Genomic DNA, 18,153 nt, shown 5'->3' with positions numbered 1-18,153 from the left:
ACTTTCAGTAGACCGATTTACATATTTTGGAGACATAGGGGCCGGAGTGGAGGCTGGAGGAGTTCAGACCAGAATGTCGATGGTGTCGGCGAGGTGCTGCAGCGGTTGGCGTGAGCGGTGGGTGCGAGCCAGCACAAGTCCGCCTTCGATCAGGGCGAGCGCGACCGTGGTGATCCGTTCGGGTTCGGGATGACCGAATCCGATCAACCGTTCCCGGATCGCCTCTTCCCAGAGTCGATACGTCGCTGAACAAGCCTGCTGCACGGCGTCATTGGTAGACGCGGTATCCAGGGCGACCGCCGCCACCGGGCAACCGATGGTCCAGTCCGACGCTTCCAGCTGATCGCCCAGCAGGTTCATCATCTTTCGCGCGAAATCTCGTGCGTCCGTCGCCTCGATCGTGCGGATGATCCCCGCGATATCGCTACCACTCTCGGCAAGCGCCGCAGCCACCAATTCGTCCTTGCCGCCGGGGAAGTGGAAGTACAGCGACCCCCGCGGCGCCCCGCTCTCCTGCACGATCTGATTGAGCCCGGCGCCGAAGTACCCGTGCGATTCGATCAGTGACCGCGTCGCCCTGATCAACTTGCACCGCGTTTCGGCTCCCTTTTTTCCCACCCATTCAATCTAGACCGATCTACATATTTCTGCAATCGTGGCTAACCCGGCCGGCTGGTTGTCACAACCACAGACTCGACTACGCGTGGCGTGATGCCAGAAGCTCGGCCGCGTCCCCGCACAGGCGGTCGATGACAGTGGCGGCAGGTTCGATATGGGTCACCAAGCCGACGCCCTGGCCCGCGTCCACGGGCGCGAGCTTGGGATCGTCGACCGCGATCGCCGCGCGGAGGCGTTCGGCGTCGGGTAGTTCATCGGCGTCGGGCCGAGCCCACGGGTCGGTGAACTCGTTGCGCAAGACGCGCGCCGGATAGATCGGCGGCCATGGCAGATCGAGTGCCTCGTCGAAAGCGGTGGTGACCGTGGTGCTGCTGGAGTCCGCGGCGAGCATCGCCAGGCGGGCGGATTCGGGCAGCAGCGATTCCTCGGCGGCGGCCAGGCAGGTCCCGAGCCACGCTCCCGCCGCTCCCGCTGCGAGCACGGCAGCGAGAGTGCGCCCGGAGCCGATACCCCCGGCGGCCAGGACCGGCACGGTGGCGATCTCGAGAACTGCGTCGAGCAGCGGCAGCAGGCCCAGCCGGTCGGCGCCGTGACCGCCGCCTTCGCTACCGCGCGCCACGAGAACGTCGATACCCGCATCCTGAGCCCGGTGAGCACCGGGCGCGTCGTACACCTGGGTGACGGCAAGGATGCCCGCATCCTGCACCTTCGGCACCCAGGAGAAATCCGTGCCGAAACTGATCGAGATCAGCCGTGGACGTGCGGCGATCGCGGCTTCGAGCAGGCCGGTTTCGCGGGCGCGCACCCAATCCACGAGCCCGATCCCGTCCGGTGTACCCGCGACAGCCAACTCGCGCCGCAACGCCGCGACCGACCCCGCACTGCCCATCCCGATCATCCCGAGCCCACCCGCCGCGCTGACCGCCGCCGCGAGCCGTCCCCCCGCGGCGCCACCCATCGGCGCGTTCACGACCGGCACGCGCAGACCCAACGATCGAGACCACGGTGTCGACAATGACTGCTCTGGCATCGGTGCACCTTTCGCCATGGCTGTGACACTCACCATCATGGCAGCCGACAGAGGGTCCTCGAGGCGCGTATCTTCGACGGCACTACCGAACGACGAGACGGGGACGCGATGACGATCAGGGATCGCCTCGAACAGATGGTGGTCGAGCCGCCGATGGTGTTCGGCGAGCCGATCGACACGGCCGACGGCACGACCATCATCACCGTCTCGCGCGGTAGTGGTGTCCTGCGCCATGCCCGTCCGGTCGGCGTGTTCGTCGTCCACGAGGGACGTGCGCACTGGACGCCCGCGATGGACGCCAATCGCATCGCTCAATTGGGCGAATGGATCGGCCTGATCACCGCAGTCATTGCGGCACTGGCGATTCTGCGCCGCCCGCCGTGGCCGGATCTGGGTCGCCGGACCCACTGAGCCCGTACAGCGCGAGCGTCTCGAATCGCTGCCACGCCTGCGCGGGTGGGGTCGGCGCGCTCGGCTCGATCACCGTGCCGAGCACGCCGAGCAACCCGCACGACACAAACGCGATCGTGCCCGCGGGCTGCTCGCCGAGAAGCTCACCGACCAGTTCGGCGACACACTGCTGGTAGGCGCGCACGACGGTGGCGGTCGCTTTCGGCCCGATCAGCGGGCCGTACACCTCGGGATACTGTGCGGCGAGATGGAACATCACGCGCAGCGGCACGAGCGGGGATCCTGGCGTGGTGGTACGGACGATCTCGCGGCGCAGGAATTCGGTGCAGCTCACCAGCAGCAGGTCGTCCTTGTCGCGGTAGTGCGCGTAGAACGTGGACCGCCCGACGTCGGCGCGAGCGATGATGTCGCTCACGGTCACCTTGTCGTAGCCGCGCTCGATCATCAGCTCGATCAACGCCTTGTGCAGCGTGTCCCTGGTGCGTCGAACCCGGCGATCAGGGTGCTCGGCCATCGCTTCCTCCTGCACGGTTTCCCCGGATCTGTTCGATAACGGACACCTCGGGCGATTCTGCTCCTGGTGACGCGCGCGGCGGCGTCCGACCATGAACTCATGTCCCGAAATCAGCTTCTCACCCCCATGTTCGTCGACGACGCCGACACGGGCCTCGTCATCGCAGGCCTGCGTCGCTACAACCTGTTCACCTCGGTGTTCTTCCTCGGCAGACACCGTCGTCTGCTCGCCGAATTCGTCACGCGCTCCGGTGCGCACCCAGATGCCCGTGCACTCGATATCGGTTGCGGTCCCGGCAAACTCGTCCGAGCGCTCGGCGATGCGGTCGGACCGAGCGGAGCTGCCGTCGGCGTCGACCCCTCGGCCACTGCGGTCTCGGACAACAGCGGCAGGGATCGCGCCACGCACCATCGGTACGTGGTCGGCCCGGCGCAGGCTCTGCCCCTGCCCGATGCCGAATTCGACGTAGTCACCTGTACTTTCGTCATGCACCATATCCCCGAGTCGCAGCGCGACGCCGCGATCGCCGAGATGTGGCGGGTGTTGCGACCGGGCGGACGACTCCTGCTCGCCGACGCGTCACCGTCACCCCGCATGCGGAAAGTGCTCTCGCTGTTCCTCGGCCGCGGCGGCGATCCGTTCGCCGACGCCGATATCCGCCACTACACCGGTCAGGTCGAGGCGGTCGGCTTCACCGATCTCGCCTACACCCAGAGCCGCGACCAGACGGGCATCCTGACCGCGCTGAAACCGGTCGCCGACGACTGATCTCGGCACCTTGTCGGTGCCCTCGGTTAGGGTCGATGTCGACACGATCACCAATCGAGCACGGGGGTGCGGCATGGAGTTCGATCAGCGCGAAATCGAAGCACGGGAGTTCGCCATCGCGGCACATGGTGATCAGCGCTATGGCGAGCATCCCTACATCACCCATCTCGCGGCCGTTCGTGGTGTCCTCGACGACTTCGGCTACGGCGGTGAACTCGGCCTCGCGGCCTGGCTCCACGACGTCGTCGAAGACACCCCGGTCACGGCCGAGGACGTCGAATCTCGCTTCGGCCGTGAGGTGCTCGACCTGGTCTGGGCGGTCACCGGCATCGGCCCCGACCGCAAGGCGCGAAACCAGAACGCCTACAACAAGATCACTGCACACCCGAGGGCCGTAATCCTCAAACTCGCCGACCGCACCGCCAATGCCGAGGCCAGTCCGCTCGCCAGCAGCTGGATGGGCATGTACCGCACCGAGCACCCCACCTTCAAGGCACACCTCGGCGGACTACTCGCCGACGACCCCACCGTGGCCCGTATGTGGGAACGCCTCGACCGTCGCCTCGACCCCTCCGTGGCCCCGCCCACCGATCAGTGGGTCGATATCGACCAGCTCGTCGCGGCCGGCGAACACGAAAAGGCCGTCGCGGCAGTTCAAGCAGCCTTCGACTGCAATCCCGGCGAAGCGGAGTTGATCCTCGCCGAGCGCGCCTGAAACGCGTCGCTGACGGCGGTGGGCGGGCGCCGCAGCGGTCCGAGCGGGTGTCGACCGCGATCGTGGCCCGCCAAAGCCGAACTCCTACTGGCCATCGCGTCTGAATTTCGTCGTCGCGTGCGGGGTGGTTCATCAGCCTGAATAAGGCCGGGGGTCCGGGGGAGTCGGCCGGTCTACAGCGAGCAGCTGACGGGCAGCGGCGACTGCGAGCTCTTCGTCCAGTTGTTCGTGGCCGGCTTTGCCGCCCCCGCCGGGTCCGCCGTCGTCAGCGATGACACGTCGGGCTGACAGGTGGATCCCGTCGACGCCGGTCCGGAGCAATGCCGGGATGTCGCCGACGGTGATTCCGCCACCCGCCATGACCTGGATCCGCCCTGCCGCGTGATCGACCAGGGCGGCGAGTCCGTCGAGACCCTCGGCGCAGGTTGCTGCCCCAGCGGAGGTGAGCACCCTGGTCATGCCTTCGGCGATCAGCGTGTCCAGCGCGGCCTCGCGGTCGCGGATCTGATCTATCCCACGATGAAAGGTCAGCTCTATGTCGTCGACATCGACACCATCGAGAACACGGCGCAGACCTTCGTCATCGACCTGGTGGGCGGGGGTGAGCGCACCGATCACCAGACCGGATGCGCCGGCCGAAACTGCCGCGCGCGCATCAGCATTCATCACCGCGAGCTCAGCAGCGTCGGAATACACGAAACCGCCGGCCCGGCACCGGATCAACACGTGGACGGGGATCCCGGTTCCCACCACAGCCTCGATCGTCCCGATACTCGGCGTCAGCCCACCCGTACCGCCCAGCGCCGCACATAATTCCACCCGATCCGCCCCGACACGGCGAGCGCCGAGCGCGCCCGCTACATCCTGCACCGCGAACTCGAGCGCGGTCACGTCAGAACGACTGCCAGGCAGGCTTGTTCGCCAGCGCGTACTTGTAGTAGTCCGCCAACTTCAATTTGCTCGCCGCGGCTTCGTCGATCACCACCGTGACGTGGCGATGCCACTGCATGACCGAGGCCGGGCAGAACGCCGACAGCGGCCCCTCGGCGGCGGCGGCGATCGCATCGGCCTTGCCCGCGCCGAGCGCGATCATCACCAGATGTCCGGCCTCGTTGATGGTGCCGAGACCCTGGGTGAGCACGTGATGCGGCACATCCTCCGGTCCGTCGAAAAAGCGCGCGTTGTCCTGGCGGGTCTGCTCGGTGAGCGTCTTCACCCGCGTGCGCGAGGTCAACGCCGACCCGGGTTCGTTGAACCCGATATGTCCGTCGGTGCCGATGCCGAGCAGCTGTACGTCGACCCCACCCGCCGCTGCGATGGCCGCGTCATACCGCCGGCCTTCCCCCGCGACGTCGCCTGCCTCTCCGTTCGGGCTCAGCACCCGGGCGGGGTCGAGGTTCACGTGGTCGACGAACTCCGATCGGATCACCGAGAAGTACGACTGCGGATGCTCTTTCGGCAGCCCCACGTACTCGTCGAGCAGGAAGGCGCTCGCGGTCGAGAAGTCCAGCTCACCCTCGCGATAGCGGCGTGCGAGCTCTTGATAGCTCCCCAGCGGCGACGACCCGGTAGCCAATCCGAGGATCGCGTTGCCGCCTGTCACATAGCCGCCGACGATATCGGCGACCGTGCTCGCCACCTCGTTTTCATCAGCCCGGATCACGATTTCCATCAGATTCCCTCCGTTCCGGCGACGAAAACCCGCCGCGGCCGCAATGACTGGTCGGTGACAAGGATGTCGGCACGTGCACCGACCGTGAGACTGCCGCGTTCGCCCTCGAAGCCGAGTACACGAGCAGGGGTACGTGTCGCGGAGATGACCGCGTCCGACAGCGGTATGCCCGCATCGAGGACGGTCCAGCGCAGCACATCGATGAGTCGTGCCGTGCCGCCCGCGATCGCCCCGGGCGAACCGTCGTCGGTAGCGAGCCGGGCGACACCGTCGTGCACCTGAACATCGAGGGCACCCAGCAGGTAGTCGCCGTCGCTCATGCCCGCCGCCGCCATCGCGTCGGACACCAGCGCGACCTGATCCGGCCCGACGGTGTCGAAGACCATCACCACCGTATCGGGTGCCAAATGCACACCGTCAGCGATCAATTCGACCACCATCTCGCCCCGCCCGGCCGCGGCCAGGCAGGCGGCGACGGGTCCGGGGGAGCGGTGGTGCAGTGCGGGCATCCCGTTGAACAGGTGGGTAGCGGTGATCGGCCCGCCACGAGCATCGGCGATGCGCGCCGCGGTGGTCGCGGCATCGGCATCGGTGTGCCCGAGACTCGGCAGCACATCATGACGGCGCATCGCGGCCAGCAGCTCATCGAAATGCGCGGTCTCGGGAGCCAATGTCATCGACCGCACGGTGCCGCGCGCCGCCGCGTAGATCCGTTCGAACAGCGCAGGGTCGCCGGGGATGATCGCCGCGGGATCCTGTGCGCCACAACGGCTCGCATTGATGAACGGCCCCTCGAGATGCACCCCGAGCAACGCCCCGTCCTCGACGAGATCAGCCAGTATCGCCGCCTGCGCGACCAACACGTCCGGCTGATCCGACACCAAACTCCCCATCAACCCGGTAGTGCCCTGACCTCGATGATGCGCCGCCGCGACCCGAGCACCCCGCGCATCAGCATTCGGAAAACCGAACCCGGCGCCACCGTGGCAGTGCAGGTCGATCAACCCAGGAAGCACAAGATCACTGCTCGGTGCTGGAAGTCGCTCGTAATCAGCATGATTCGCGACAGCGCCGACCCAGGTGATCCGATGGTCATCGAATTCGACGATCCCGTCCGCAATCTCACCCTCGGCTGTCCCTACGAGTCGACCGCGCAGAACCCCCATTACAACCAACCCTTCCGGCCACGCCTGACACCTGAGCGGCTGACAGCTCCCGGGCATCTGGACGAAGTGGCCGCGAATCCGGCCGCCGGAAATGCACGCTCGGTCCGCACGACAATGGCCGACAGCCGGTGCCCCACCGTCTTCGACGACCGACGACGGAAGCCACACACAACAACCGTTTTCACGACCGCCCGATGATCGCCGCGACAACCTCACGCGCCACCTGCGGATTCCGTGCCGCACACGCAGCATCCGCCGCGTCCTGGCACCGCTGCATATCCACCGCGGCCAGCGCCGCCCGCACGGCGGGCAAAGCGGGCACCGACATCGACAAACTCGTCACCCCGAGCCCCACCAACACCGGCGCCAACGTCGGATCCGACGCCGCCTCACCACACACCCCGACCGACTTACCCGCCGCCGCACCGGCAGCACCGACCATCGCGATCAGATCGAGCACCGCGGGCTGCCACGGATCGAGCAGCTGCGCGAGCCCGCCCGCCATCCGATCGACCGCACACGTGTACTGGCTCAGGTCGTTCGTCCCGATGCTCACGAAGTCGAGATGCGCGAGCAGATCGGCGGCGCGCAACGCGGCCGCCGGGATCTCGATCATCGCCCCGACCTTCGTCAACCCGGATTCCCGTGCCAGCGCGGCGAATCCGGCAGCCTCGTCCGCGGTCGCGACCATGGGCGCCATCACCCACAGATCGGCCCCGGTCGCCTCGCCCGCACGGGCAAGAGCCGTGAGCTGCGTGGCAAGCGTCTCCGGGAACACCGTGCCGATCCGTAACCCACGCACGCCGAGCGCCGGATTCTCCTCGCTGCCGAGATCGAGAAACGGCAGCGGCTTGTCCGACCCGGCATCGAGAGTCCGCACCACCACTCGCCGTCCGGCGAACTGTTCGAGAACCGCAGTGTAGGAAGCGGTCTGCTCGTCCAGCGACGGCGCGGACGCCTTCCCGAGGTACATGAACTCGGTACGGAACAGCCCCACGCCCTCACTGTCGACCGGGCCCGCCTTCACCGCGTCGTCGACAGTGCCGATATTCACCAGCAGATGCACCGGCGTCCCGTCAGCGGTGTGGCCCGGCCCGCTGGCCGCCGCGATCCGCGCCTTGTCCGCGGCGGCCTGCTCGACAGCGGCCTGCTGATGCTCAGGACTGGGATCGATCACGACCTCGCCGGTCGTACCGTCGAGCAGCACCGGTACACCATCGACGAGCCGATCGGTGTCGGGACAGCTCACCACCGCGGGCAAGGCGAGCGACTTCGCGAGAATGGCCGTATGGCTGGTCGGCCCGCCCTCGGTGGTGAGCAACCCGACCACATCACTGTCACCCAGCATCGCCGTATCGGCAGGTGCGAGATCCCGCGCGACCAGCACGAACGGATACCCCGGTTCCGGAATACCCGGCATCGGCCGCCCGAGCAGCACCGCGACAGTGCGTCCACCGATATCGCGCAGATCGGTCGCCCGCTCCGCCATGTACCCGCCGAGCGCTTCCAGCTTCGCGCAGAATCCCTCGAACGCCAGGTGCACCGCGTGTGCCGTCGGCATCCCGGCCTCGAGTTCCTTCTGCGTGGCGGCGACGATGCCGGGATCACGGGCCATCGTCGCCGACATCGAAAGGATCTCCGCCGCAACACCGGTCACCCGCGTCGCCCGCGCGGCCATCTCGTCGGAGACGACGCCGAGCGCGTCCTTGACCCGTGCCAGCTCCTCGGCGGGCGAGCCGCCGACAGGATCGTGCGCCGAGGTCTCGAACTGCGCTCCGAACCGCAACCACGGCGCGCACACCACGCCCGGACTCACTCCGAGCCCACGGATCACTCGTTCCGGCATCAGCCAGCGTCCAGGTCGGAGGCGATGAGCTCGGCCAACTGGTCCAAGACCTCGTCGGCACCCTCGGCGTGCAGGGTCACCTCGGCCCCGTGGTCGGCGCCCAGTGTCATCACCGCGAGCACGCTGGCCGCGTCGACCGGTTCGCCACCTCCCACCGAAATCCGCACCGGCACCCCCGCGGCCTGCACGGCCCTGGTGAGTTTCGCGGCAGGCCGCGCGTGCAGCCCCACCTCGGATCCGACGATGACGGTGCGGATGCTCATGGCTTCACTCACCTTCCAGTTTCTTGTTCAACTTCGTTTCGACTTCGGCGACCGATGGCGCATCGGTTCGAGTATCGCCCGTGGCGGTCAGAGCGGCCTGCGCCTCCACCGCGGCCGTGTCGGGCACGCCGGCCTCGACGTCGGTTTCCGCCTCGCGACCGGGGGTCCGCAGGTTCCACTTCTTGATCACGAAGCTGAACAGCGCGTAGTAGATCACCGCGTAGCCGAGCCCGATCGGGATCAGCAGCCACGCGTCGGTCGCCTTGCCGAAGTTCAGCAGATAGTCGATCGCGCCGGCGGAGAACGTGAATCCGTCATGGATGCCGAGCGCGTTCACCAGCGCCATCGACGTGCCCGTCAAGATCGCGTGCACCACATACAGTGGCCACGCCACGAACATGAACGAAAACTCCAGCGGCTCGGTGATGCCGGTGACGAACGCGGTCAGACCGGTCGACAGCATGATGCCGCCGACCAGCTTCTTCTGCGACGGCCGCGCATTGCGCCAAATGGCAAGTGCGGCAGCGGGAAGCGCGAACATCATGATCGGGAAGAAGCCCGTCATGAACGTGCCCGCGGTCGGATCACCGGCGAAGAAGCGGTTGAGGTCGCCGCGCACGACCTGGCCGGAGGCATCGTTGTAATCGCCGACGAGGAACCAGACCGTGGAGTTCAGGATGTGGTGCAGACCGGTCGGGATGAGAAGGCGGTTGGCCGTGCCGTAGATGCCGCCACCGACGATCGAGTTGTCCGCGACGGCCTCACCCACCCAGGTGAGCGCGGAGTTGAACGCCGGGTACAGAAACGCCATGCCGACGCCGACGATCAGGCCGGTGAACGCGGTCAGGATCGGGACCAGCCGCCTGCCGTTGAAGAAGCCGAGGAAATCGGGCAGCTTCGTACGATAGAACCGCTGCCACAGGATGGCCGACAGCAGACCCATCACGATGCCGGCGAGGACGCCGTAGTTGATCAACGCCTGCGCGCCCTTGGGGTCGGTCTTTCCTGCGAGCACGATCGGTGACATCGCGTCGAAGACGCCGTTGATCACCATGTAACCGACCACCGCGGCCAGCGCCGTCGACCCATCGGCCTTCTTGGCCCAGCCGATCGCGATACCGACGGCGAAGATCAGCGGCAGCCAGGTGAACACGGCCTGCCCGGCTGCCGAGATGACCGAAGCGGCGCTTTCCAGCGCGGAGAAGCGGCCGAGGAGATCGTCCTGGCCGATGCGCAGCAGGATGCCCGCCGCGGGGAGCACAGCGATCGGCAGCATGAGGCTGCGACCGAGGCGCTGCAATCCCGCGAACACCTTCGATTCTTGTTTGGGTGTGTCGGTTACGGCAGTCATGTCGACCTTCTTCGTGCCGGCTTCCCGGCGGTCTCGGCGAGGGAGGACCGGCTTGCCCGCCGATCCGGGTTAACTGTTGTGAACCGGTGTACCCGACGGGTACTGTCCGGTCATAACCAGTTGCCAGTTTGACCAGGTGAAGGTCGGATGTCAACCGCTGAATATGACGTGGCGCACATTCGAGACTCCCATACTGGTACCGGCAACCACCGTGGAAAGGGAGAACACATGTCCAAAGCGGAAGCGATCGTTGCGGGCCTCGGCGGCGCCGACAACATCGTCGAGATCGAGGCCTGTATCACCCGGTTGCGCACCGAGGTGAAGGACGGAAGCAAGGTCGACGAGGCCGCGCTCAAGGCCGCGGGGGCGCACGGTGTGCTCAAGTCGGGCTCGGTCGTGCAGGTCGTCGTCGGCCCCGAAGCCGACACCTTGGCCGACGACATCGAGGACATCCTTTGAGCATCCCGGTCCTCGCCCCGCTCCCCGGCGCGGTCGTTGCCCTGTCCGAGGTCCCCGATCAGGTCTTCGCCGAACAAATCGTCGGCTCCGGCGTCGCCCTGGACCCCGACCGCACCCGCGGCCCACTGACGGTGACGGCCCCCATCGCAGGCAAGATCCTCAAACTCCACCCCCACGCCTTCGTGATCCTCGGCCAAGGCGTCGGCGTCCTGGTCCACCTGGGTATCGACACGGTGAAACTCAAAGGCGAAGGCTTCGAACTCCTTGCCGCAGAAGGCGACACGGTAGAAGCAGGCGCCCCCATCGTCACCTTCGACCCGACGAAAACCGCCGCCACCGGCTACTCGATCATCTGCCCTGTCGTAGTCATGGACTCAGCGAAGAACTCCGTCCACACCGACACCATCGGCACCACCTTGGAATCCGGCGCCCTTTTGTTCGATTCGCCGTAGGGTGCGTGGCTGTACACCGGCGAATCAGCGAGGTTCACACCCCAATCCGTTACCGTCGCGGTCGAGCCCGTACTCATCGGGCCCGATCACGCGAACGGGCCCCGTGTAGACCGGCCCATCACCGACACCCTCGCAGTCCACGTCGCTGACGATCGGGACACAAGGGTCATAGGACGAGTGACAGTCGTGACCCGGTGCTGCACGGAACTGGCTCGATTCGCTGTTGCGAAGTACGTCGGTGATCGGTTCAGCGGTGGCTGACGGCGACATCGCGATGGCGATAGCTACGGCAGCGCAACTTGCTGATCCGAGTAATTGCTCTGTTCTCATGACTGGTCCGATCATTCGAAGCCCTTCGGCCATTGTCTCGCTAACACTCCGCAACGGATAGGCTGGAGATCGAATCGTTGGGCGGATGAACCGTTGGTCTCGGCGGCGCGTAATCCGTATCAACGAGTCGATGCCGATTCGTGTCGCATCAACAGGAGGACGACCGGTGAGTGGAGCGGATCAGACCAGTGAGCAGTTCGCCGACCGGTTGTTCGGGGCCGCACTCGGGGCGATCGACATTCTCGCGGTGCATCTCGGGGATCGGCTCGGCTGGTATCGGGCGTTGGCCGAGGGTGGTCCCGCGGATGCGGGTGAGTTGATAGCGCGGGCGGGTGGGGATCGCCGGTATGCGCAGGAGTGGCTCGAGCAGCAGGCGGCGACCGAGATTCTGACGGTGACCGCGGACGGGCGGTTCGCGCTGCCTACTGGCGCTGCGGAAGTTCTCACCGACCCGAACAGTCTCAATTACCTTGCGCCACTTGCTCGTATGCTGGCGGGCGCCGCCGCCCAGATGCCCGCGCTCGTGCGCGCTTACCGCGACGGTGGTGGCGTCGGCTGGTCCGAATACGGCGCCGACATGCGCGAATCCCAGTCGGACATGAACCGGCCCTGGTTCGAACAACGTCTCGCCACCGATCTGTCTGCGGTCCCTGACATCCACGCGCTGCTTTCACGCCCGAATGCCAAGGCGGCCGACATCGGCTCCGGCGGCGGTTGGTCCGCGATCGCCCTTGCCCGCGCCTACCCCGAGCTGGCGGTAGACGGCTACGACATCGACCAACCCTCGGTGCGGATGGCCACCGACAACGCCGCCGAGCTCGGCAATCGCGTCCGCTTCCACCACGCCGACGCCGCCACCGACCTCCCCGGATCCACCTACGACGCGCTGTTCGCCTTCGAATGCCTGCACGACATGCCGCACCCCGTCGAGGTGCTGACCTCGATGCGCAAAGCCCTGCGTCCGGGTGGGTCGGTGATCATCATGGATGAGGCCGTCGCCCCGGAATTCACCGCACCCGCGAGCGATATCGACCGCCTGATGTACGGGTTCAGCCTGCTGGTCTGCCTACCCGACGGCATGGCACATCCCGGCTCAGCCGGCACCGGCACGGTCATGCGCTCGGCGAAGCTGGGGGAGTATGCTGAGAAGGCCGGTTTCACCGCCGTCGACGTCCTCCCGATCGAGGACTTCGGATTCTGGCGCTTCTACCGGCTCACGGTCTGATCGACCAACTGCTCGGTCTCGACCGTCCAGCGCCTTGCGAGGTCGTCGAAATACCGCTGGCTGCTCCACAATCGGTAGTTGCCGATCACGTAGACCCGCCGCCGTGCCCGCGACACCGCCGTATTGAGCACATTCGGATTCGTCGCCGCCCACCGTCGCGACCCACCCGCGGCAGGTGATGTTCCCAGGATCAGCACCACTACCTCGGCCGAACTGCCGTGCATCGCATGGACAGTGCTCACCTGCCGCTCCGCGAACTCCGCACCGAGCACCTCACGCGCGACCTCCTGCGCGCCCCCGGCGACATCGCGGAACGGGCTGACCACGCGGATATCGGCCGCGGCCACCCCGTCCTCGGTCAACCGCGCGAGCAGCGCGGCCAGCGCATCACCTTCACCGGGAATCCAATTACCCTCGGCCCGTGCGGATCTCACATCGATCCACCGATCGTGCCCGGGGAACTCCGGCCGATCCGGGGTGGCGAACACCAGCAGATCATCGTCGTAGGCAATGTGATGTGTGAGCTCGAAAATCGGCCTGTCACTGCGCCGATGGACCCGCAACGGCGTACCGACCCACACCTGCGCGACCGAATCCGAGGGCATCAGCCACGTCCCGAACCGCGCCCCACGATCAGCTGCCTGGCGCACCGACGCCTGATCCGGCATCCACTCCGCATCGAGTCCGTACTGCTGCACCAATGCTTCCTGCGCCGAAGTGGGCAGCACGCCAACAGGTCCCAACTGCCGGTGATCACCGACGATTACCGCACGCCGAGCCCGCCACAACCCACCGGCCACCGACTGCGGCGCGGCCTGCCCGGCATCGTCGACGAACAACCATCCGAGCGCCTCGGGACCGAGCCCGGCGAACAGTCGAGGCAGCGCGGTGAAGGTCGTCGTGATCATCGGCACCGCGAAGAACAGCGTCTGCCACGCCGCCGCAACGGTTTCCGGCTTCGGCGCGACCGCGAGCTCACCACGGATCAACGCGATGGCGACGATCAGATTGTCGCGAATCCGCGGCGCCGCGTTGAGCAGGAACGCGCGATGCAACTTCAACGCAGACAGGAACAACTCACGCCGTGCGCTCGCGTACTGTTCGTCCGCCCAGGGATTGCACAGCTGGAACTGCTCGTCGTCACCCGCGACATCGCCGAACGGGATTGTGCGCGACCAGTTCTCGCGCCCACGCTCGATGATGTCGAGCGCCGCCGCCCGTCGCTCGGTTAACTCGATGTGCTCGCGAATGAGCGTGCGTCCGTTCTCGGCCGCCCCCGCCCACTGTTCGCGTGTGTATTCGACCTCGGTCTGGCGCCGCCGCATGTCCGCCTCGGCGATATGTCGTTCGCGCAGCAACTCATTGCTGCGCGCACTCCACCGCCGCCCCGCCCGAAACCCTGTCGACAGCGATGCCACGAACCCAGGCTTGCGCCCACCGTGCTCGGTGAGGAACTTGCCTGCCCGATGATGCGCGGCCTGGGCGGCCCGCAGATGTTCGGTCGCCAGCTGATGACGCTCCCGCCAATGTGCGTGTGCGTCATCGGCATTGGTGATCTCGACCGCCGTCGACTGCAACCCCGCGTTCATCGTGGGCAGGTCGGCAACCGCATCGGCGACGTTCTGCCGGTCTTGCGCGAGCCTGCGCACTTCGGCGCGACGAGTGGTGAAGTCGCGCACCGCGGTCGGCCAATCCGGAATCGAATCCGGATCGGCCTCGGCCTGTTTGAGGATGTCGAGCATCCCACCGTTGGGTGCCCCGGTCTTCCGCTCGGCGGCGAACCGATCCCCGAACCAGAACTGTTCGGCGAATGTTCGTCGCGTTCCGCCCAGTGCCGCGGCGATCAACCCCCACGCGGGTGCACCGCCGACGAGTTCGGCCAGGTCGGTGAAGTGATTGAGCTCGCCGTCGATCGCGCCACGATGCTGGACCTCGGCGACCACGTCGGCCGCGGTGGCATCGCTGCCCGTCGCGAGCACCACTTCGAACCCGGTCACGCTGTTCGCCAACCGGTGCGCGCCCACCGTGTAGTTCTTCGCCACCTGGACCTGCTCGGTGATCCCCGCGAACACCGCCATCGGATCGTCGAATGCCGCCAGCTGCGCGGCCCGCTCGACCAGAATCCCGGCCAGCAGGTCTCGCAGCATCGTCGTCGTCCCGGTTCCGGGCGCGCCGTGCACTGCGAAAATCCCGGCACCATCACGCAATTCGGACAGCGCGCGGTCGACCGCGAACTGCTGACCCGACACCAGCGGGTCGCCGGGCCAGCGACCGTCCGGCACGAGTTGGGGAAGCAGTCCTTCGACCACTGCGTCCTGTCGTCGACGCACATCGATCCGGTCGTCGACAGCCAGCCCTTCCGCCGCCATGAGGTAGCTCCGCAGCGCAGCGCCGATATCGCCGCGTTCCACCGCCTTCGCGAGTTCGGCCAGGTCGGGACCCAGCCCGCTGTTCAGCCGATCCTCGGCGGCATCGCTGTCGGCGTCACGCGCCGCGACCTGGACGCACGCCACCCGCACGCCACCGGCCCGCAATTCCGATCGAATGCCCAACGCGGCACACAGTTCGCCGGTGAATATTTGGAGGTCGCGCCCGGTCAACCGGGGAGCCTCGGCGATATCCTCGTCGTCGGCGGTGTCGAACCGTTCGGCGAAGGCCAACGCCGACATCCCGGCAAGCCCGGGCGAGATGACCCCATCCGCCCCCGCCGCCATCACCGAAGCCGCCACCCCACGGCCTGCCACATCCAGCGCACGCCACCGCGGCGCCGGACCCATCTGTTCGTTGTCGGACTGCGTGTCTCGCGTGAGCGTGTCGAGCGCGGCAGTGAATGCCGCCGAGTCGTGGTCGAACCCGTCGGCCCAGCCGACATCGTCGGGCCCCGGCGCTCGCAACCGATTCACGGCCCACGCCAACCCCGACAAGGTCGCCGAGCCCCCGACAACCACTCCGCTGTCGGTCAGCGTCACCGCGAAAGCCGCTGTGGTCCCGGCTCGTCGAGCGTCGGCCTCGAGCTGATCCTCGCCGAAAGTTCGCACCAGCGATTCCCGCGCGCGCCCCAGCTGGAACAACCCGCCGTACACGACGAACTGCCACACCCGCCCGGTCTTCAACGGGGGCAGCGCGGCAAGATTTTCCCACGGCGCGCGTTCATCCGCCGCGAGATCGACCACCAGTCCGTCGGTCTCGACGTCCGGTACAAGCTGTGGACCGAACAACTCCACGGTCTGCCAGAAACGCACGAGCCGCGCCGCGTGCTCGGAACCGCCCACGATGCACCCCAATCCGGTCGGCGATCATTGCAGACAACCCCGATCACGGTACGCGATCAGGATTCCTCTGGCACGCCACCCCGACGGTCGCGTCGGCCGTGGCGAGACCATCGGCGCTGGTCCTACCGTCGCGGCAAGCACCCCGCCGCCCGCAGCACGGTGATGTCGATGAAGATGTTCTCCTTCGGTTCCGATTCCGCCACAGCAGAACCCGCCCCAACAACCGTCCCGGCCACCACGGCCACCGTGATCGCAGCTGCCTTGACGATTCCCACCCGTTCTCCTCGATCAGCGCCGTACACGCCGACGAACAAGGTTGACCGCCCTGAGCGCCCGGAAGCTTCCACCGCCCGCTCGGAAAACCCTTTGACCCGTGTACCTTCGGCCGCGCACGCTGGAATAATGGACGACTTAGCCCACGCCGCAGACCTGTTCGTGCTCGGTGAGCTCAACGGTGCAGACCTGTCCATGGCCGCTGCCGAGGCACTCGCGCGTGGACTCGAGAGTCCGGCACTGGTCGAGCTCGCGTGCCTGCACCGAACGGATTGTGGTGGAGCCGCCGAACTGTTCCGCGTCGCCATGGCCGAACTGGACGTCGTGACCGACTGGCGGGCGAGGGAAGTAGATGTCCGGCTCCGGCTGGCCCGAGATCACGCGACAGCTCTGCTAGCCGACGAGGGCGCGTTGGCCTCTCACCTCGGTGGGATCACAGTGCAACTCCTGGAGCTCGCTGGATACCCGGATCCGCCCGCACCGGAATTGGAAGACCTCGCCAGAGAGTTCGAGGTGCTGTCCGAGTACCTGGAGTTCGTCGACCCGGCGACGATCCGAGAGCAGATTCGACAGGGGTGCCGCAACCTACTGGCGGGCCCGCCTTACGCGCTGGTGAACGCGCACATAAGCCCTCGGCCTCCCGAGCGGCAGCCGGCACGACCTCCGAGATGGCGCCGATTCGTAGCCTCGCTGCGGTCCAGGCGCGCGATCAGCGCAGAATCATCTCCGCCACGGCCTTCGGTGCTGCCAGCCATTCACGAACGTTGTTGCGTACCTCGGTGATCTGCCTGCACTCGCAATAGGCAACCACCCCGTCGGCCTCGATCCCCGCTGCCCGGCACAGCGCCACCGCACGGGGGAGATGCTGATACTGGCTCACGATGATCGCCCGCTCGATGCCGAACATCGACCTCGCCCGCTCACAGGTCTCCCGTGTGGAAAGCCCAGCACGATCCGACCGGACAATGGCCGGATCGATACCGTGGTCGAGTAGATAGCGCGTCATCGACGCGATCTCGTCGCCCGACGTGCCGCCGGCATCCCCGGACAGCAGAATCTCCTCAGCCTTGCCCGCCTCGACCAACTCGATCGCCACATCGAGACGTCCCCTCAGGTAGGCCATCGGAGTTCCGTCCGGCCCCACTTTGGCACCCGGGACGATCACGACAGGTGCACTGGGCGCGGCCGCCACATCACTTCTATGGCCGGACGACAAAGTCCACATAGCGATGTTCGCCCCAGCCGTCACCAACATCAGCCCACCCGCCGCGACAAGTCCGGTCTTCGCGATGCGACGCAACCGCCGTCGCTTCACGCTATGTTCCTCCGTCATGCGGCCTTTCATACATGAACACTGCGAAAATATCCCCTGACTAGGGGATTTGACATTGCAATTGTCGGCACGTAACTTTATTCGAGTCAGAGCGACACGGACACCGACTCAGCCGCCCAGCGGCCGGGACACGAGGTAGTACGATGAGCGCCTGACTGATTGCGTGTTCAGCAGAACTCGGATCGGATTTGCTTCCGGCCGGTTGGTTGAGCTAAGTTTGAACCCTTGCCTCACCGAAACCCCGACGACATGTTGTTGGTAGAAGTGTGTGCGTGTGTTCTTTGAGAACTCAATAGTGTGTCGATGAATGTCAGTGCCAATAATAATTTATTGGTTCCAATCTTTCATGTACCCCCCGGTCGTGGGAGGTTGGACATTGAACAACAGCGAATCTTTTTTGCTGGTGTTCGGATTTGCTAGGTTTTCGGACTCTAGTTAGATAATTTTGATTCGCT

19 protein-coding genes are annotated in these 18,153 nt (G+C 66.4%); 6 read left to right on the top strand and 13 right to left on the bottom strand.

Features of this window, described 5'->3' with window-relative positions:
* Positions 1-63: 63 nt before the first annotated feature.
* The gene (locus IBJ82_RS25215) at positions 64-618 is read right to left on the bottom strand and encodes a TetR/AcrR family transcriptional regulator (RefSeq protein WP_194828485.1); all 555 of its coding nucleotides are present in this window, start codon (positions 616-618) and stop codon (positions 64-66) included.
* A gap of 79 nt (positions 619-697) precedes the next feature.
* The gene (locus IBJ82_RS25210) at positions 698-1,648 is read right to left on the bottom strand and encodes a nitronate monooxygenase family protein (protein WP_194828484.1); all 951 of its coding nucleotides are present in this window, start codon (positions 1,646-1,648) and stop codon (positions 698-700) included.
* A 108-nt stretch (positions 1,649-1,756) separates the two neighbouring features.
* Between IBJ82_RS25210 and IBJ82_RS25205 the strand changes: the two genes are divergently transcribed.
* On the top strand, positions 1,757-2,059 hold the full coding sequence (locus IBJ82_RS25205) for a hypothetical protein (protein WP_194828483.1): 303 nt from the start codon (positions 1,757-1,759) through the stop codon (positions 2,057-2,059).
* Here IBJ82_RS25205 and IBJ82_RS25200 read toward each other — a convergent pair.
* Complete coding sequence (locus tag IBJ82_RS25200; protein ID WP_194828482.1) at positions 1,995-2,573, bottom strand: TetR/AcrR family transcriptional regulator; 579 nt, start codon at positions 2,571-2,573, stop codon at positions 1,995-1,997. The genes IBJ82_RS25205 and IBJ82_RS25200 overlap by 65 nt on opposite strands.
* Before the next feature lie 99 nt (positions 2,574-2,672).
* Here IBJ82_RS25200 and IBJ82_RS25195 point away from each other — a divergent pair, with 99 nt between their 5' ends.
* Positions 2,673-3,341, top strand: coding sequence for a class I SAM-dependent methyltransferase (locus tag IBJ82_RS25195; protein ID WP_228537669.1), 669 nt, complete (start codon positions 2,673-2,675; stop codon positions 3,339-3,341).
* 73 nt (positions 3,342-3,414) lie between these two features.
* On the top strand, positions 3,415-4,056 hold the full coding sequence (locus tag IBJ82_RS25190; protein WP_194828481.1) for an HD domain-containing protein: 642 nt from the start codon (positions 3,415-3,417) through the stop codon (positions 4,054-4,056).
* Between the two features lie 132 nt (positions 4,057-4,188).
* Here IBJ82_RS25190 and IBJ82_RS25185 read toward each other — a convergent pair whose 3' ends face one another.
* The 6 genes from IBJ82_RS25185 to IBJ82_RS25160 form a co-directional block, all read right to left on the bottom strand.
* The gene (locus IBJ82_RS25185) at positions 4,189-4,947 is read right to left on the bottom strand and encodes a copper homeostasis protein CutC (protein ID WP_194828480.1); all 759 of its coding nucleotides are present in this window, start codon (positions 4,945-4,947) and stop codon (positions 4,189-4,191) included.
* Position 4,948: 1 nt separating this feature from the next.
* Entirely contained in the window at positions 4,949-5,728 is a 780-nt protein-coding gene (gene nagB / locus IBJ82_RS25180) for a glucosamine-6-phosphate deaminase (RefSeq protein ID WP_194828479.1), read from the bottom strand.
* Positions 5,728-6,894, bottom strand: coding sequence for an N-acetylglucosamine-6-phosphate deacetylase (locus IBJ82_RS25175; RefSeq protein WP_194828478.1), 1,167 nt, complete (start codon positions 6,892-6,894; stop codon positions 5,728-5,730). Before IBJ82_RS25175 ends, nagB begins: the two co-directional genes overlap by 1 nt.
* Positions 6,895-7,075: 181 nt before the next feature.
* A complete protein-coding gene (gene ptsP, locus IBJ82_RS25170; RefSeq protein ID WP_194828477.1) occupies positions 7,076-8,740 on the bottom strand; it encodes a phosphoenolpyruvate--protein phosphotransferase in 1,665 nt (554 codons plus the stop codon).
* Positions 8,740-9,003 carry an HPr family phosphocarrier protein gene (locus IBJ82_RS25165; RefSeq protein WP_194828476.1) on the bottom strand — a complete coding sequence of 88 codons (264 nt, stop codon included), beginning with the start codon at positions 9,001-9,003 and terminating at the stop codon, positions 8,740-8,742. The genes ptsP and IBJ82_RS25165 overlap by 1 nt, the downstream gene beginning before the upstream one ends.
* A gap of 4 nt (positions 9,004-9,007) precedes the next feature.
* Positions 9,008-10,354, bottom strand: a complete 1,347-nt coding sequence (locus tag IBJ82_RS25160) for a PTS transporter subunit EIIC (RefSeq protein WP_194828475.1) — start codon at positions 10,352-10,354, stop codon at positions 9,008-9,010.
* Positions 10,355-10,582: 228 nt separating this feature from the next.
* On the opposite strand from IBJ82_RS25160, the gene IBJ82_RS25155 reads away from it, so the two are divergent.
* The 3 genes from IBJ82_RS25155 to IBJ82_RS25145 all read left to right on the top strand — a co-directional run bounded on the left by IBJ82_RS25155 (position 10,583) and on the right by IBJ82_RS25145 (position 12,820).
* Positions 10,583-10,813: a glucose PTS transporter subunit EIIB gene (locus IBJ82_RS25155; protein WP_056821036.1), complete on the top strand. Its 231-nt coding sequence runs from the start codon at positions 10,583-10,585 to the stop codon at positions 10,811-10,813.
* The gene (locus IBJ82_RS25150) at positions 10,810-11,265 is read left to right on the top strand and encodes a PTS glucose transporter subunit IIA (RefSeq protein WP_194828474.1); all 456 of its coding nucleotides are present in this window, start codon (positions 10,810-10,812) and stop codon (positions 11,263-11,265) included. The genes IBJ82_RS25155 and IBJ82_RS25150 overlap by 4 nt, the downstream gene beginning before the upstream one ends.
* 496 nt (positions 11,266-11,761) lie before the next feature.
* Positions 11,762-12,820 carry a class I SAM-dependent methyltransferase gene (locus IBJ82_RS25145; protein ID WP_370585474.1) on the top strand — a complete coding sequence of 353 codons (1,059 nt, stop codon included), beginning with the start codon at positions 11,762-11,764 and terminating at the stop codon, positions 12,818-12,820.
* Here the strand turns inward: IBJ82_RS25145 and IBJ82_RS25140 are convergent.
* The 4 genes from IBJ82_RS25140 to IBJ82_RS25125 all read right to left on the bottom strand — a co-directional run bounded on the left by IBJ82_RS25140 (position 12,802) and on the right by IBJ82_RS25125 (position 17,710).
* Positions 12,802-16,092, bottom strand: a complete 3,291-nt coding sequence (locus tag IBJ82_RS25140) for a DEAD/DEAH box helicase (protein ID WP_194828472.1) — start codon at positions 16,090-16,092, stop codon at positions 12,802-12,804. The genes IBJ82_RS25145 and IBJ82_RS25140 overlap by 19 nt on opposite strands.
* Before the next feature lie 122 nt (positions 16,093-16,214).
* Entirely contained in the window at positions 16,215-16,367 is a 153-nt protein-coding gene (locus IBJ82_RS25135; protein ID WP_194828471.1) for a hypothetical protein, read from the bottom strand.
* 136 nt (positions 16,368-16,503) lie between these two features.
* Positions 16,504-16,746 carry a hypothetical protein gene (locus tag IBJ82_RS25130; RefSeq protein WP_194828470.1) on the bottom strand — a complete coding sequence of 81 codons (243 nt, stop codon included), beginning with the start codon at positions 16,744-16,746 and terminating at the stop codon, positions 16,504-16,506.
* Positions 16,747-17,074: 328 nt separating this feature from the next.
* On the bottom strand, positions 17,075-17,710 hold the full coding sequence (locus IBJ82_RS25125; protein WP_228537668.1) for a vancomycin high temperature exclusion protein: 636 nt from the start codon (positions 17,708-17,710) through the stop codon (positions 17,075-17,077).
* Positions 17,711-18,153: the final 443 nt, after the last annotated feature.

The organism is Nocardia sp. XZ_19_231 (assembly GCF_015355705.1).
Lineage (GTDB): Bacteria > Actinomycetota > Actinomycetes > Mycobacteriales > Mycobacteriaceae > Nocardia > Nocardia salmonicida.
Note: the sequence above shows the minus strand (reverse complement) of the source record. Positions and strands in the feature narration are given on the sequence as shown.

What these genes read in the sequence shown, in the direction of transcription:
- IBJ82_RS25210 (WP_194828484.1), bottom strand. Translation starts at nt 1,648, where the DNA reads ATGCCAGAGCAGTCATTGTCGACACCGTGGTCTCGATCGTTGGGTCTG.
- IBJ82_RS25205 (WP_194828483.1), top strand. Translation starts at nt 1,757, where the DNA reads ATGACGATCAGGGATCGCCTCGAACAGATGGTGGTCGAGCCGCCGATG.
- IBJ82_RS25200 (WP_194828482.1), bottom strand. Translation starts at nt 2,573, where the DNA reads ATGGCCGAGCACCCTGATCGCCGGGTTCGACGCACCAGGGACACGCTG.
- IBJ82_RS25195 (WP_228537669.1), top strand. Translation starts at nt 2,673, where the DNA reads ATGTCCCGAAATCAGCTTCTCACCCCCATGTTCGTCGACGACGCCGAC.
- IBJ82_RS25190 (WP_194828481.1), top strand. Translation starts at nt 3,415, where the DNA reads ATGGAGTTCGATCAGCGCGAAATCGAAGCACGGGAGTTCGCCATCGCG.
- nagB (WP_194828479.1), bottom strand. Translation starts at nt 5,728, where the DNA reads ATGGAAATCGTGATCCGGGCTGATGAAAACGAGGTGGCGAGCACGGTC.
- IBJ82_RS25175 (WP_194828478.1), bottom strand. Translation starts at nt 6,894, where the DNA reads ATGGGGGTTCTGCGCGGTCGACTCGTAGGGACAGCCGAGGGTGAGATT.
- ptsP (WP_194828477.1), bottom strand. Translation starts at nt 8,740, where the DNA reads ATGCCGGAACGAGTGATCCGTGGGCTCGGAGTGAGTCCGGGCGTGGTG.
- IBJ82_RS25165 (WP_194828476.1), bottom strand. Translation starts at nt 9,003, where the DNA reads ATGAGCATCCGCACCGTCATCGTCGGATCCGAGGTGGGGCTGCACGCG.
- IBJ82_RS25160 (WP_194828475.1), bottom strand. Translation starts at nt 10,354, where the DNA reads ATGACTGCCGTAACCGACACACCCAAACAAGAATCGAAGGTGTTCGCG.
- IBJ82_RS25155 (WP_056821036.1), top strand. Translation starts at nt 10,583, where the DNA reads ATGTCCAAAGCGGAAGCGATCGTTGCGGGCCTCGGCGGCGCCGACAAC.
- IBJ82_RS25125 (WP_228537668.1), bottom strand. Translation starts at nt 17,710, where the DNA reads ATGAAAGGCCGCATGACGGAGGAACATAGCGTGAAGCGACGGCGGTTG.